Origin of the sequence: Panacagrimonas sp., from assembly GCF_965216805.1 — a bacterium.
Taxonomy (GTDB): domain Bacteria; phylum Pseudomonadota; class Gammaproteobacteria; order Nevskiales; family Nevskiaceae; genus Panacagrimonas.
Window position 1 is genome coordinate 194320 of record NZ_CBDCGN010000003.1, and the last position, 12274, is coordinate 206593.

The following is a 12274-nucleotide window of genomic DNA, read 5'->3' on the forward strand; positions in this document are numbered from 1 at the left end:
CTTACTCCTCAGCACCTTCGTCCGAAGCCTCTTCTTCCGGTGTGTCGTCCGCCCCGCCATCGCTGGCCGGAGCCAGTCGGGCCAGGCGTTCGCCACCGGTTGCCTCAAAGCTGCCGCCGCCCGACAGCGCGGACGCCTGCAGGTCGGCCAGCAGACTGCCGCCGCGTGCCTTGCGACGCTGCTCGTGGTGCGCCAGACCCGTACCCGCCGGAATCAGACGGCCCACGATCACGTTCTCCTTCAGGCCACGCAGCTCGTCACGCGAGCCGCGCACCGAGGCTTCGGTGAGCACGCGCGTGGTCTCCTGGAACGAGGCCGCCGAGATGAAGCTTTCGGTCGACAGCGAGGCCTTGGTGATGCCGAGCAGCTGGCGCTCGTAGTTGGCCGACCGCATGTTCTCGCTCTTGAGCTTCCGGTTCTCCGCCAGCACGTGGAAGATCTCGGCCTGTTCGCCCTGCAGGAACTTGGAGTCGCCGGGTTCGCTGATCTCGACCTTGCGCAGCATCTGGCGAATGATCGTCTCGATGTGCTTGTCGTTGATCTTCACGCCCTGCAGGCGATACACGTCCTGGATTTCCTTGACCAGGTAGTTGGCCAGCGCGGTGACGCCCTGCAGACGCAGGATGTCGTGCGGGCTCGGTTCGCCGTCGGAGATGATCTCGCCCTTCTCCACCGACTCGCCTTCGAACACGCGAATCTGCACCCACTTCTGCACCAGCGTCTCGGTCTCGTTACCGTCGCCGTCGACGATCTTGATGCGCTGCTTGCCCTTGGTCGCCGTGCCGAACTTGATCGTGCCGCTGGCCTCGGCCAGCACCGCCGGTTCCTTGGGCTTGCGCGCTTCGAACAGATCCGCCACGCGCGGTAGACCGCCGGTGATGTCGCGGGTCTTGGACGACTCCTGCGGGATACGCGCCACCACGTCGCCGACCTTGCATTCGGCCTCGTCCTCGACGGTCACCACCGCCTTGGGCGGCAGCGAATAGCTGGCCGGGATGTCGGTGCCGGGGAAGCTCAACTGCTGGCCCTTGGCGTCCACCAGCATCAAGGTCGGACGCAGATCCTTACCGGCGGAGCCACGCGACTTCGGCTCGGTGATCACCAGGTTGGTGACGCCGGTGACCGGGTCGGATTCGCGCGTCACCGTCACGCCTTCTTCAAAGTCCTGGAATTTCACGAAGCCGGCCAGCTCGGTGACGATGGGATGCATGTGCGGGTCCCACTTGGCCAGACGCTGACCGGCCTGCACGGCTTCGCCGTCCTTGGCCAGGATGGTGGCGCCGTAGGGGATCTTGTAACGCTCGCGCTCGCGGCCGTCGGCCGCCAGCACGCCGATTTCACCGGAGCGCGACACCGCCACCAGCAGACCTTCCTTGTTGGTCACGGTCTTCAGGTTGTGCACGCGCGCCGTACCTGCAGCGCGCGCATCGACGCCGTCGCTGGACACCGCACGCGAGGCGGCGCCGCCGACGTGGAACGTGCGCATGGTGAGCTGGGTGCCGGGCTCGCCGATGGACTGCGCTGCAATGACGCCCACCGATTCGCCGATGTTGACGCGATGGCCGCGGGCCAGGTCGCGACCGTAGCAGTTGGCGCAGATGCCGAACGGCAGCTCGCAGGTGATGGGCGAACGCACCCACACCTCGTCCACCGAATTGCGCTCGAGCACGTCGGCCCAGGCTTCGTCGATGATGGTGCCGGCGGGAATGATCAGGTCCTCGGTTGCCGGCTTGTAGACATCGCGCAGAGTCACGCGACCGAGTACGCGATCGCGCAGCGCCTCCAGGATGTCGCCGCCCTCGACGATGGGCATGATCAGCAGACCCTGGTCGGTACCGCAATCCTGTGCGGTCACCACCACGTCCTGCGCGACATCGACCAGACGGCGCGTGAGGTAACCCGAGTTGGCGGTCTTGAGCGCGGTATCGGCCAGACCCTTGCGAGCGCCGTGCGTCGAGATGAAGTACTGCAGAACGTTGAGGCCTTCGCGGAAGTTCGCGGTGATCGGCGTCTCGATGATCGATCCGTCGGGCTTGGCCATCAGGCCGCGCATGCCGGCGAGCTGACGGATCTGCGCCTGCGAACCACGCGCACCGGAGTCGGCCATCATGAACACCGAGTTGAAGCTCGGCTGCTCGGTGTCGACGCCTTCCTTGGTGGTGACCTTTTCCTTGCCGATGCGCTTCATCATCGCCTTGGCGATGTCGTCGTTGGCACGCGACCAGTGATCCACCACGCGGTTGTAGCGCTCCTGCTGGGTGGTCAAGCCTTCCGTGTATTCACGCGCGACTTCCTTCACCTTGGCTTCGGCCGCAGCAAGAATGGCGACCTTCTCGTCTGGAATCACGATGTCGTCCAGGCAGAAGCTGATGCCCGACTTGGTGGACATGCGAAAGCCGGTGTACATGATCTGGTCGGCAAACACGACCGTGTCCTTGGTCCCGCAGATGCGGTAGACGCGGTTGAGCACCCGCGACACCTCCTTCTTGGTCAACGCTTTGTTGATGACCGAGAAGGGAATCTTTTCGGGCAGGATCTCCGACATCAGCGCACGGCCGGTGGTGGTCTCCACCAGATGGAACAGCTCGTTGCCGTCGTCGTCGTAGTCGCGCAGGCGCACCTTGATCTTGGCCTGCAGGTCGAGCGCACCGGACTCGTAGGCGCGATGCACTTCCGCCACGTCGGCCAGCACCATGCCCTCGCCCAGCGCGTTCACGCGCTCGCGGGTCATCCAGTACAAACCCAGCACCACGTCCTGCGAAGGCACGATGATCGGGTCGCCGGAGGCCGGTGACAGGATGTTGTTGGAGGCCATCATCAGCACGCGCGCTTCCAACTGCGCTTCGAGCGACAGCGGCACGTGCACCGCCATCTGATCGCCGTCGAAGTCGGCGTTGAACGCGGTGCATACCAGCGGATGCAGGTTGATGGCCTTGCCTTCGATCAGCAGCGGCTCGAACGCCTGGATGCCCAGGCGATGCAGGGTCGGTGCGCGGTTGAGCATCACCGGATGCTCCTTGATGCACTCTTCCAGGCAGTCCCATACCACCGCCTCTTCGCGCTCCACCATTTTCTTGGCGGCCTTGATGGTGGTGGCGTGACCCTTGCGCTGCAGCAGGGAAAACACGAAGGGCTTGAACAGCTCCAGCGCCATCTTCTTGGGCAGGCCGCACTGATGCAGCTTCAAGGTCGGGCCGACCACGATGACCGAACGGCCGGAGTAGTCGACGCGCTTGCCGAGCAGGTTCTGGCGGAAGCGACCCTGCTTGCCCTTGATCATGTCGGCGAGCGACTTGAGCGGGCGCTTGTTGGTGCCGGTGATCGCACGGCCGCGGCGGCCATTGTCGATCAGCGCGTCCACCGATTCCTGCAGCATGCGCTTTTCGTTGCGCACGATGATGTCGGGCGCGGTCAGTTCCAGCAGACGCTTGAGGCGGTTGTTTCGGTTGATGACGCGGCGGTACAGATCGTTCAGATCGCTGGTGGCGAAACGTCCGCCATCCAGCGGCACCAGCGGGCGCAGATCCGGCGGCAGCACCGGCAGCACCGTCATCACCATCCACTCGGGCTTGTTGTTGGAGCTGATGAAGTACTCGATCAGCTTGAGGCGCTTGCCCAGCTTCTTGATCTTGGTCTCGGAGGAGGTGCCGGCGAGTTCCTCGCGCAACTTGATCGCCTCCTTCTGCAGGTCGATGGCCTTGAGCAGGTCATGCACGGCCTCGGCGCCCATGCGCGCATCGAACTCGTCGCCGTACTTCTCGACGGCGTCGAGGTAGTCCTCTTCGGTCAGCAGCTTGCCCTTTTCCAGCGGGGTCAGACCCGGGTCGACCACGATGTGCGCTTCGAAATACAGCACGCGCTCGATGGCGCGCAGCGGCATGTCCAGCAGCAGGCCGATGCGGCTCGGCAACGACTTCAGGAACCAGATGTGCGCGACCGGCGAGGCGAGGTCGATATGACCCATGCGCTCGCGGCGCACCTTGGCAACGGTGACTTCCACGCCGCACTTCTCGCACACCACGCCGCGATGCTTGAGGCGCTTGTACTTGCCGCACAGGCACTCGTAGTCCTTGATCGGCCCGAAGATCTTGGCGCAGAACAGGCCATCGCGTTCCGGCTTGAAGGTGCGGTAGTTGATGGTTTCCGGCTTCTTGACCTCGCCGAAGGACCAGCTACGGATCACTTCCGGGCTGGACAGCCCGATCTTGATTGCGTCGAAGTCTTCGTACTCTTCGGTCGGGCGGAGAAGATTGAATAGCTCTTTCATGTTCGCTCCAACAACTCGATTCTGCGTAGGGCGGGTTGGCGGTTTCACCGCGTAACCCGCCGTTTTGTCCGGCGGCTGGCGGGTACGGCGCTGCGCGCCTAACCCGCCCTACGGTCTACGGTCAGGGATTCTGCTCAAGCTCGATATTCAGTCCGATCGAGCGAATTTCCTTGACCAGCACGTTGAACGACTCCGGCATCCCGGCGGTCATGCGGTGGTCGCCGTCGACGATGGATTTGTACATGCGGGTACGGCCATTGGTGTCGTCGGACTTCACCGTCAGCATCTCCTGCAGGGTGTAGGCCGCGCCGTAGGCTTCCAGCGCCCACACTTCCATTTCGCCGAAGCGCTGGCCGCCGAACTGCGCCTTGCCACCCAGCGGCTGCTGAGTGACCAGCGAGTAGGGTCCGGTGGAGCGCGCGTGCATCTTGTCGTCGACCAGATGGTTGAGCTTGAGCATGTACATGTAGCCCACGGTGACCGGGCGCGAGAACGGATCGCCGGTGCGTCCGTCGATCAATTGCGCCTGACCGGAACGCGGCAGACCCGCCAGCTCCAGCAGATCCTTGATCTCTTCTTCGGCCGCGCCGTCGAACACCGGCGTCGCCACCGGCAGGCCGGAGGTGAGATTACGCGCCAGCGAGACAATCTCAGCGTCGTTGAGCTCCGACAGGGTTTCCTTCTTGGTGCTCTTGCCGACGTAGATCTTGTCCAGGAACTTGCGCAGCTCGCCCACCGCTTTCTGTTGCTTGAGCATCTCGTCGATCTTGTTGCCGATGCCCTTGGCGGCCCAGCCCAGATGCACTTCGAGCAGCTGCCCGATGTTCATGCGCGAGGGCACGCCCAGCGGGTTGAGCACGATGTCGACGGGGGTGCCGTCTTCCATGTGCGGCATGTCTTCCACCGGCACGATCTGCGAAATCACACCCTTGTTGCCGTGGCGGCCGGCCATCTTGTCGCCCGGCTGGATGCGGCGCTTCACCGCCAGATACACCTTGACCATCTTCAGCACGCCCGGCGACAGCTCGTCACCGGCGGTGATCTTGCGACGCTTGGACTCGAAGCGCTGATCGAAGTAGGCGCGCTGATCCTTGAGCTGCTTGGCGGCCGCCTCCAGCTGGCTCTGTGCGTCCTCGTCCTGCAGGCGAATCTCGAACCACTTGTCGCGCTCCACCGAATCCAGATACTCGGCATCGAGCCTGGACCCCTTCTTGAGCTTGTTGGGACCGCCGTCGGCAGCCTTGCCCAGCAGCAGCTTGTTGAGTCGGGAATAGATGTCGTCTTCGAAGATGCGCTGCTGGTCGTTGAGATCCTTGCGCACCGCGGCCAGTTCGGACTCTTCGATGGCCAGCGCGCGCTTGTCCTTCTTCACGCCTTCGCGGGTGAAGACGCGCACGTCGATGACCGTGCCGTCCATGCCGGCCGGTACGCGCAGCGAGGTATCTTTCACGTCGCTGGCCTTCTCGCCGAAGATCGCACGCAACAGCTTTTCCTCAGGCGTGAGCTGGGTCTCGCCCTTGGGTGTGACCTTGCCCGACAGAAGGTCGCCGGCCTTGACCTCGGCGCCGATGAACACGATGCCGCTCTCGTCGAGCTTGCGCAGCGCGGTCTCGTTAACGTTCGGGATATCCGCGGTGATCTCTTCGGGACCCAGCTTGGTTTCGCGTGCGACGCAGGTGAGTTCCTCGATGTGGACCGTGGTGAAGCGGTCTTCTTCGACCACGCGCTCCGAGATCAGGATCGAGTCCTCGAAGTTGTAGCCGTTCCAGGGCATGAACGCGATCAGCATGTTCTGACCCAGGGCCAGCTCGCCGAGATCGGTCGAGGGGCCGTCGGCCAGCACGTCGCCGCGCGCCACCTTGTCGCCCGGCTGCACCAGCGGCTTCTGGTTGATGCAGGTGTTCTGATTCGAGCGCGTGTACTTCACGAGGTTGTAGATGTCGACGCCCGCTTCACCGGCGACGGTTTCGTCGTCGTTGACGCGGACCACGACACGCGAGGCATCGCACTTGTCGACCACGCCGCCGCGACGCGCGGTGATGGCGTTGCCGGAGTCGATCGCCACGCGGCGCTCGATGCCGGTGCCGACCAGAGGCTTCTCGGTGCGCAGGGTCGGCACCGCCTGACGCTGCATGTTGGAACCCATCAGCGCGCGGTTGGCGTCGTCGTGTTCCAGGAACGGGATCAGCGCCGCGGCCACCGACACGATCTGGCGCGGCGACACGTCCATGTACTGGATGCGGTCGGGCGTCATCATCGCAAATTCGTTCTGGAAACGCGCCGAAACCAGATCGCTCTTGAAGCGGTTCTTGGCGTCCAGCTCCGAGTTGGCCTGGGCAATGACGTAGCGGCCTTCTTCGATGGCCGACAGATACTCGATCTCCGCCGTCACCACGCCGTCGATGACCTTGCGATAAGGCGTTTCGAGAAAACCGTAATCGTTGGTGCGGGCGTAGCAGGCCAGCGAGTTGATCAGACCGATGTTCGGGCCTTCCGGCGTCTCGATAGGGCAGACGCGGCCGTAGTGCGTCGGATGCACGTCGCGCACTTCGAAGCCGGCACGCTCGCGGGTCAGACCGCCCGGCCCGAGGGCCGACACGCGCCGCTTGTGGGTGACTTCAGACAGCGGGTTGTTCTGATCCATGAATTGCGACAGCTGGCTGGACCCGAAGAATTCCTTGATCGCGGCACCCACCGGCTTGGCGTTGATCAGGTCCTGCGGCGTGAGGTTCTCGGCTTCAGCCAGCGCCAGGCGCTCGCGCACCGCGCGCTCCACCCGGACCAGACCGGTACGGAACACGTTTTCGGCCATTTCGCCCACCGCGCGGATGCGACGGTTGCCGAGGTGATCGATGTCGTCGGTCTGATCCTCGCCGTTGCGGATGGCGATGATCTGCTTGAGCACGGCGACGATGTCGGCGTTGTCCAGCACGCCGGGTCCGGTGATCTCGTCACGGCGCAAACGGCGGTTGAACTTCATGCGGCCGACGCCTGACAGGTCGTACTTCTCCGGCGCGAAGAACAGGCCGGCGAACAGCGTTTCCGCGGCGTCCTTGGTGGGCGGCTCGCCCGGGCGCATCATGCGATAGATCTCGACCAGCGCTTCCAGTCGCGTACGCGTGGGGTCGATGTTCAGGGTGGTGGAGATGTACGGGCCCTTGTCGACGTCGTTGACGTACAAGGTCGGCAGTTCGGTGATGCCCGCGGCGCGGAACTTGGGCAGATCGACTTCCTTGATCTCGGTGTTTGCAGGCGCCAGCACCTCGCCGGTGTCCTGCACGATCAGATCGCGCGCCAGGATGCGGCCGACGATGTAGCTGTCCGGCACTTCCAGCGACTGGATGCCCGCTTCGCGAATCTGCTTGATGTGACGTGCGGTGATGGGGCGGCCCGCTTCGACAATCAGCTTGGACCCGGCCTTGATATCGAACTGGGCTTTTTCGCCGCGCAGGCGTTCGGGCACCAGCTCCAGCAGCGCCCCTTCGGTCTGCAACTGGAATCCGTTGATCTCGTGGAACATCTCCAGCATCTGCTGGTTGTCGTACCCGAGCGCGCGCAGCAGGATGGTCGCCGGCAACTTGCGGCGACGGTCGATACGCACGAACACGTTGTCCTTGGGATCGAACTCGAAATCCAGCCAGGAGCCGCGATAAGGAATGATGCGTGCGCTGTAGAGCAGCTTGCCCGAGCTGTGCGTCTTGCCCTTGTCGTGGTCGAAGAACACGCCCGGCGAGCGGTGCAGCTGACTCACCACAACACGCTCGGTGCCGTTGATGATGAAGGTGCCATGGTCGGTCATCAGCGGGATCTCGCCGAGATAGACCTCCTGCTCGCGCACGTCCTTGACCTTCTTCTCCTTGGACTCGCGGTCGAAGATCACCAGGCGTACGGTGACCTTGAGCGGGGCGGCATAGGTGAGGCCGCGCACACGGCACTCGACCTCCTCGAACACCGGCTCGTCGAGACGGTACTTGACGAACTCCAGCGCAGCGGCGCCGTTGTACGACACCATCGGAAACACGGATTTGAACGCCGCCTGCAGGCCGTTTTCGCGGCGCTTGGCCTGGGGTAGTTCGGCCTGCAGAAACTCGCGGTAGGAATCGAGCTGCGTAGCGAGCAGGAAGGGGATTTCGCGCGTTTCAGGCAGCTTGCTGAAATCCTTGCGGATGCGCTTTTTTTCGGTGAACGAATACGTCATTTCGACGGCACCTCGGGTTACGGCAATGGGCAATACAAGTCGGTATGCGTAAGCGCTTGGCGGTCGGGAACAGCACCGCGGCTGTCCTGCTTGCAAAGCGCTGAGGGCTAACGACTCGACGGCAACAGCCAAGCCGTCCGGGGAGAGAGCCCCCCGGACGGCCTGACGACAACTGGGACCGCGCGCGTCAAGATTTACTTGATCTCGACCTTGGCGCCGGCACCTTCCAGCTTGGCCTTCATGGCATCGGCATCGGCCTTGGACACGCCGTCCTTGACTTCCTTGGGCGCGCCTTCGACCAGATCCTTGGCCTCCTTCAGGCCCAGGCCGGTGAGCTCGCGCACCACCTTGATGACCTCGACCTTCTTCTCGCCGAACGACGACAGCACGACCGTGAACTCGGTCTGCTCTTCGGCGGCGGCCGCAGCCGGACCGGCAGCCGGACCGGCGGCCATGGCGACGGGGGCGGCGGCGGAAACGCCGAACTTCTCTTCCATCATCTTGACCAGCTCGACGATGTCCATGACGGACTTGGCGGCGATCGCGTCAAGAATTTCCTGATTGCTGAGCGACATGGTGTGACTCCTGAAACGTTGAATGTGTGGTGTTGAAGCCTGGATGCGGGATGCGGATTACGCTGCTTCTTTTTGCTTGTCGGCGACGGCCTGGACCGTGCGCACGAACTGGGCGGTGGGTTCGGCAAGCGTACGAACGAACTTGGCGACCGGTGCCTGCATGACGCCCAGGAGCATGGACAGAGCCTGCTCCTTGGTCGGCAGGGAGGCCAGGCGTTCGATGTCCCTGGGACCGTACAGCGTCCCGCCGACCGCGACTGCCTTGACCACCAGCGCTTCGTTGTCCTTGGCGAAGTCCTTGATGACGCGCCCCACCGCACCCGGATCCTCTAGCGAGAATCCCAGCAACAGCGGGCCGGTCAGGGCCGGCGTCAGGCACTCGAATTCCGTGCCTTCCACGGCCCGCTTCACCAGCGTGTTCTTGATCACGTGCAGGTAGATCCCGTTGGCACGGGCCTTCTGACGCAATACATCGAACTTGCCGGCGGTCAGACCGCGATACTCGGCGGCAACCGCCGAGAGCGCCTTGGTAGCGACTTCGTTGACTTCCGCAACCAGGGCCTTCTTGTCTTCCAATCTAAGTGCCATCGGAACTGCTCCTGGTGCTACGGTTCACGAACGAAACCCGGTCTGCGGCGGGACCCTTACGAAGCAAGCAAATCGAACATGCTTCGCAAAAATCCGCCTGAACCGGATTCACTTCACGGTGCTGCCATCGGCGTTGCTGCTACGTCCTGCTTCCGGTGACACCGTCTGCGTAAGCGGCTTGCGCCTTTAGGTCCCTTGACGAGCTTGGGACACTTACGGTCTTCGACGATGTGGCTTGCGCCACACATTTCGAATTACTTTCAACCGGGGCCTTTCGGCCCCGTCCTCGAATTACTCTGGCAGCGTGCCGACATCCACCCGTACGCCGGGACCCATGGTGGTGGACAGGGTGACCTTCTTGATGAAGACGCCCTTGCTCGACGCCGGCTTCTGCTTGCGCAGGTCACGGACGACCGCTGCCAGGTTCTCCAGGATCTTGTCCTTGTCGAAGCTGGCGGCGCCGATCGAGCAGTGCACGATGCCGCCCTTGTCGGTGCGGAACTTGGCCATACCTGACTTGGCGTTCTTGACCGCACCAGCGACGTCGGCGGTCACGGTGCCGGTCTTGGGGTTGGGCATCAGGCCGCGCGGGCCCAGCACCTGGCCCAACTGGCCGACCACGCGCATGGCATCGGGGCTGGCGATGACCACCTGATAATCCAGCTCGCCCGCCTTCATGCGGGCGGCCAGATCGTCCATGCCCACGGCATCGGCGCCGGCGGCCTTGGCTTCCTCGGCCTTGGCGCCCTGGGTGAAGACCGCGACTTTCACGGTCTTGCCGTTGCCGTGCGGCAGCACGGTGGAACCACGTACGTTCTGGTCGGATTTCTTGGCGTCGACACCCAGATTCACAGCCATGTCCACCGACTCCTTGAACTTGGCGGTGGAGCAGGCGGTGACTAGGTCCAGCGCCTCGGCCAGCGGGTACACCTTGCCCTGAGTGACCTTGGACGCGAACAGCTTCTGTCGTTTGGTGAGTTTCATGATTACTTCACCCCTTCCACGTCGACGCCCATCGAGCGGGCACTGCCGGCGATGATGCGCACCGCAGTGTCCATGTCAGCCGCATTGAGGTCCGCCATCTTGATCTTGGCGATCTCCTCGAGCTGCGCACGCTTGATCTTGCCGACCTTGACCGTGTGCGGCGTCTTGGAGCCGGCCTCGATGCCCACCGCCTTCTTGATCAAGTAAGTCGCCGGCGGCGTCTTCATGATGTAGGTGAAGCTCTTGTCCGAATACACCGTGATGACCACGGGAATCGGCATGCCGGGCTCCAGCTTCTGGGTGGCTGCGTTGAAGTCCTTGCAGAAACCCATGATGTTCACGCCCTGCTGGCCCAATGCGGGTCCGATGGGCGGTGAGGGATTGGCTTTGCCAGCTGGAATCTGCAGCTTGACGTAGCCCTGTACTTTCTTGGCCATTCAAAACTCCTGGTGGGTGCGAACGCCTGTTTAGGGCTCCCCGGTGGGTGTAACGAGAATCGGGAATCGGGAATCGTCAAAAGCCGCGTGCTTCTACGATTCCCGATTCTCCATTCCCAAGCTTTTCAGCCCTTTTCGACCTGGCTGAATTCCAACTCGACCGGTGTCGACCGACCGAAAATAAGCACCGCCACTCGCAGGCGGCTCTTTTCGTAATTGACTTCTTCGACCACGCCGGAGAAGTCCGCAAACGGTCCGTCGACCACCCGCACCCCTTCGCCCGGCTCGTACAGCGTCTTCGGCTTGGGCTTCTCCACCGCTTCTTCGACACGGTTGAGAATCGAGTTCGCCTCTTTCTCGGAGATGGGCGCCGGCTTGTCCGGCGTGCCGCCGATGAAACCGAGCACCTTGGGCGTGGACTTGACCAGATGCCAGGTGTCCTCGTTCATCTCCATGTTCACCAGCACGTAGCCGGGAAAGAACTTGCGCTCGGTCATGCGCTTGACGCCATCCTTGATTTCCACAACCTCCTCGGTGGGAACCAGGATGTCGCCGAACTGCTCCTGCAGCCCCGCGCGATTGATGCGCTCGACCAGCGCCTTCTTGACGCTGTTTTCGTACTGCGAATAGGCGTGAACCACGTACCAGCGCATGCTCATAGCGTTATTGGGCCCCTTTAGCCCCGGCCGGTCAGCAACTTGACGCCCCACAGCAGCAGCGAGTCCAGCCCCCACAACAGCAGGGCGGTAATCAGCACGACCACCGCAATCATCAGGGTCGCCTGCACCGATTCCTGCTTGCTAGGCCACACCACTTTGCGCAACTCGGTGCGTGCGCCGGAGATGTACGACCAGATGGTGCGCCCGAACTGGGTCTGATACGCCAGCGCCAGGGAAACGCCGATCGCCGCGATCAGCAGCAGTGTCCTGACCAGCGCGTTGATGTCGTTGGCAAAGTAATAGAAAGCCCCCATGGCACCGACCAGCAGCAGGGCCGCTGCCGCAAGCAACAGGGAGTCGTAGCGCGGCGCTGATGAAGCTTCTGTCTGGGATTCCATCGATACCAACCGCACGTCGCTCGGACCGCTGGGCTTGCTCGAATGGCAGGGGCGGAGGGTTTCGAACCCCCAACCTTCGGTTTTGGAGACCGACGCTCTACCAGTTGAGCTACGCCCCTAGCGTTGATGCCGGACCACGTGCAACAAAAGGGGCGCGGATTGTACGCG

The 12274-nt window shown here is 63.1% G+C and carries 8 protein-coding genes and 1 tRNA gene; all 9 read right to left on the reverse strand.

The window, feature by feature from the left end; all coding sequences use genetic code 11:
• Nucleotide 1: 1 nt before the first annotated feature.
• A complete protein-coding gene (gene rpoC / locus ACOOHP_RS14185) occupies nucleotides 2–4267 on the reverse strand; it encodes a DNA-directed RNA polymerase subunit beta' (RefSeq protein WP_420467139.1) in 4266 nt (1421 codons plus the stop codon).
• Nucleotides 4268–4388: 121 nt separating this feature from the next.
• The gene (gene rpoB / locus ACOOHP_RS14190; RefSeq protein ID WP_420467140.1) at nucleotides 4389–8465 is read right to left on the reverse strand and encodes a DNA-directed RNA polymerase subunit beta; all 4077 of its coding nucleotides are present in this window, start codon (nucleotides 8463–8465) and stop codon (nucleotides 4389–4391) included.
• A gap of 194 nt (nucleotides 8466–8659) precedes the next feature.
• Nucleotides 8660–9040, reverse strand: coding sequence for a 50S ribosomal protein L7/L12 (rplL, locus tag ACOOHP_RS14195; protein WP_420467141.1), 381 nt, complete (start codon nucleotides 9038–9040; stop codon nucleotides 8660–8662).
• A gap of 57 nt (nucleotides 9041–9097) precedes the next feature.
• Nucleotides 9098–9628: a 50S ribosomal protein L10 gene (gene rplJ / locus ACOOHP_RS14200; RefSeq protein WP_420467142.1), complete on the reverse strand. Its 531-nt coding sequence runs from the start codon at nucleotides 9626–9628 to the stop codon at nucleotides 9098–9100.
• Between the two features lie 291 nt (nucleotides 9629–9919).
• On the reverse strand, nucleotides 9920–10612 hold the full coding sequence (rplA, locus tag ACOOHP_RS14205; protein WP_420467143.1) for a 50S ribosomal protein L1: 693 nt from the start codon (nucleotides 10610–10612) through the stop codon (nucleotides 9920–9922).
• 2 nt (nucleotides 10613–10614) lie between these two features.
• Nucleotides 10615–11049 (reverse strand): 50S ribosomal protein L11, encoded by a 435-nt coding sequence (gene rplK / locus ACOOHP_RS14210; protein ID WP_420467144.1) that lies wholly within the window; start codon nucleotides 11047–11049, stop codon nucleotides 10615–10617.
• A 125-nt stretch (nucleotides 11050–11174) separates the two neighbouring features.
• A complete protein-coding gene (gene nusG, locus ACOOHP_RS14215) occupies nucleotides 11175–11708 on the reverse strand; it encodes a transcription termination/antitermination protein NusG (protein ID WP_420467145.1) in 534 nt (177 codons plus the stop codon).
• Between the two features lie 17 nt (nucleotides 11709–11725).
• Nucleotides 11726–12106 (reverse strand): preprotein translocase subunit SecE, encoded by a 381-nt coding sequence (gene secE, locus ACOOHP_RS14220; protein ID WP_420467146.1) that lies wholly within the window; start codon nucleotides 12104–12106, stop codon nucleotides 11726–11728.
• A 43-nt stretch (nucleotides 12107–12149) separates the two neighbouring features.
• A tRNA-Trp gene (locus ACOOHP_RS14225) sits at nucleotides 12150–12225 on the reverse strand.
• Nucleotides 12226–12274: the final 49 nt, after the last annotated feature.

What these genes read in the sequence shown, in the direction of transcription:
- rplL (WP_420467141.1), bottom strand. Translation starts at nt 9,040, where the DNA reads ATGTCGCTCAGCAATCAGGAAATTCTTGACGCGATCGCCGCCAAGTCC.
- rplK (WP_420467144.1), bottom strand. Translation starts at nt 11,049, where the DNA reads ATGGCCAAGAAAGTACAGGGCTACGTCAAGCTGCAGATTCCAGCTGGC.
- secE (WP_420467146.1), bottom strand. Translation starts at nt 12,106, where the DNA reads ATGGAATCCCAGACAGAAGCTTCATCAGCGCCGCGCTACGACTCCCTG.
- rpoC (WP_420467139.1), bottom strand. Translation starts at nt 4,267, where the DNA reads ATGAAAGAGCTATTCAATCTTCTCCGCCCGACCGAAGAGTACGAAGAC.
- rpoB (WP_420467140.1), bottom strand. Translation starts at nt 8,465, where the DNA reads ATGACGTATTCGTTCACCGAAAAAAAGCGCATCCGCAAGGATTTCAGC.
- rplA (WP_420467143.1), bottom strand. Translation starts at nt 10,612, where the DNA reads ATGAAACTCACCAAACGACAGAAGCTGTTCGCGTCCAAGGTCACTCAG.
- rplJ (WP_420467142.1), bottom strand. Translation starts at nt 9,628, where the DNA reads ATGGCACTTAGATTGGAAGACAAGAAGGCCCTGGTTGCGGAAGTCAAC.
- nusG (WP_420467145.1), bottom strand. Translation starts at nt 11,708, where the DNA reads ATGAGCATGCGCTGGTACGTGGTTCACGCCTATTCGCAGTACGAAAAC.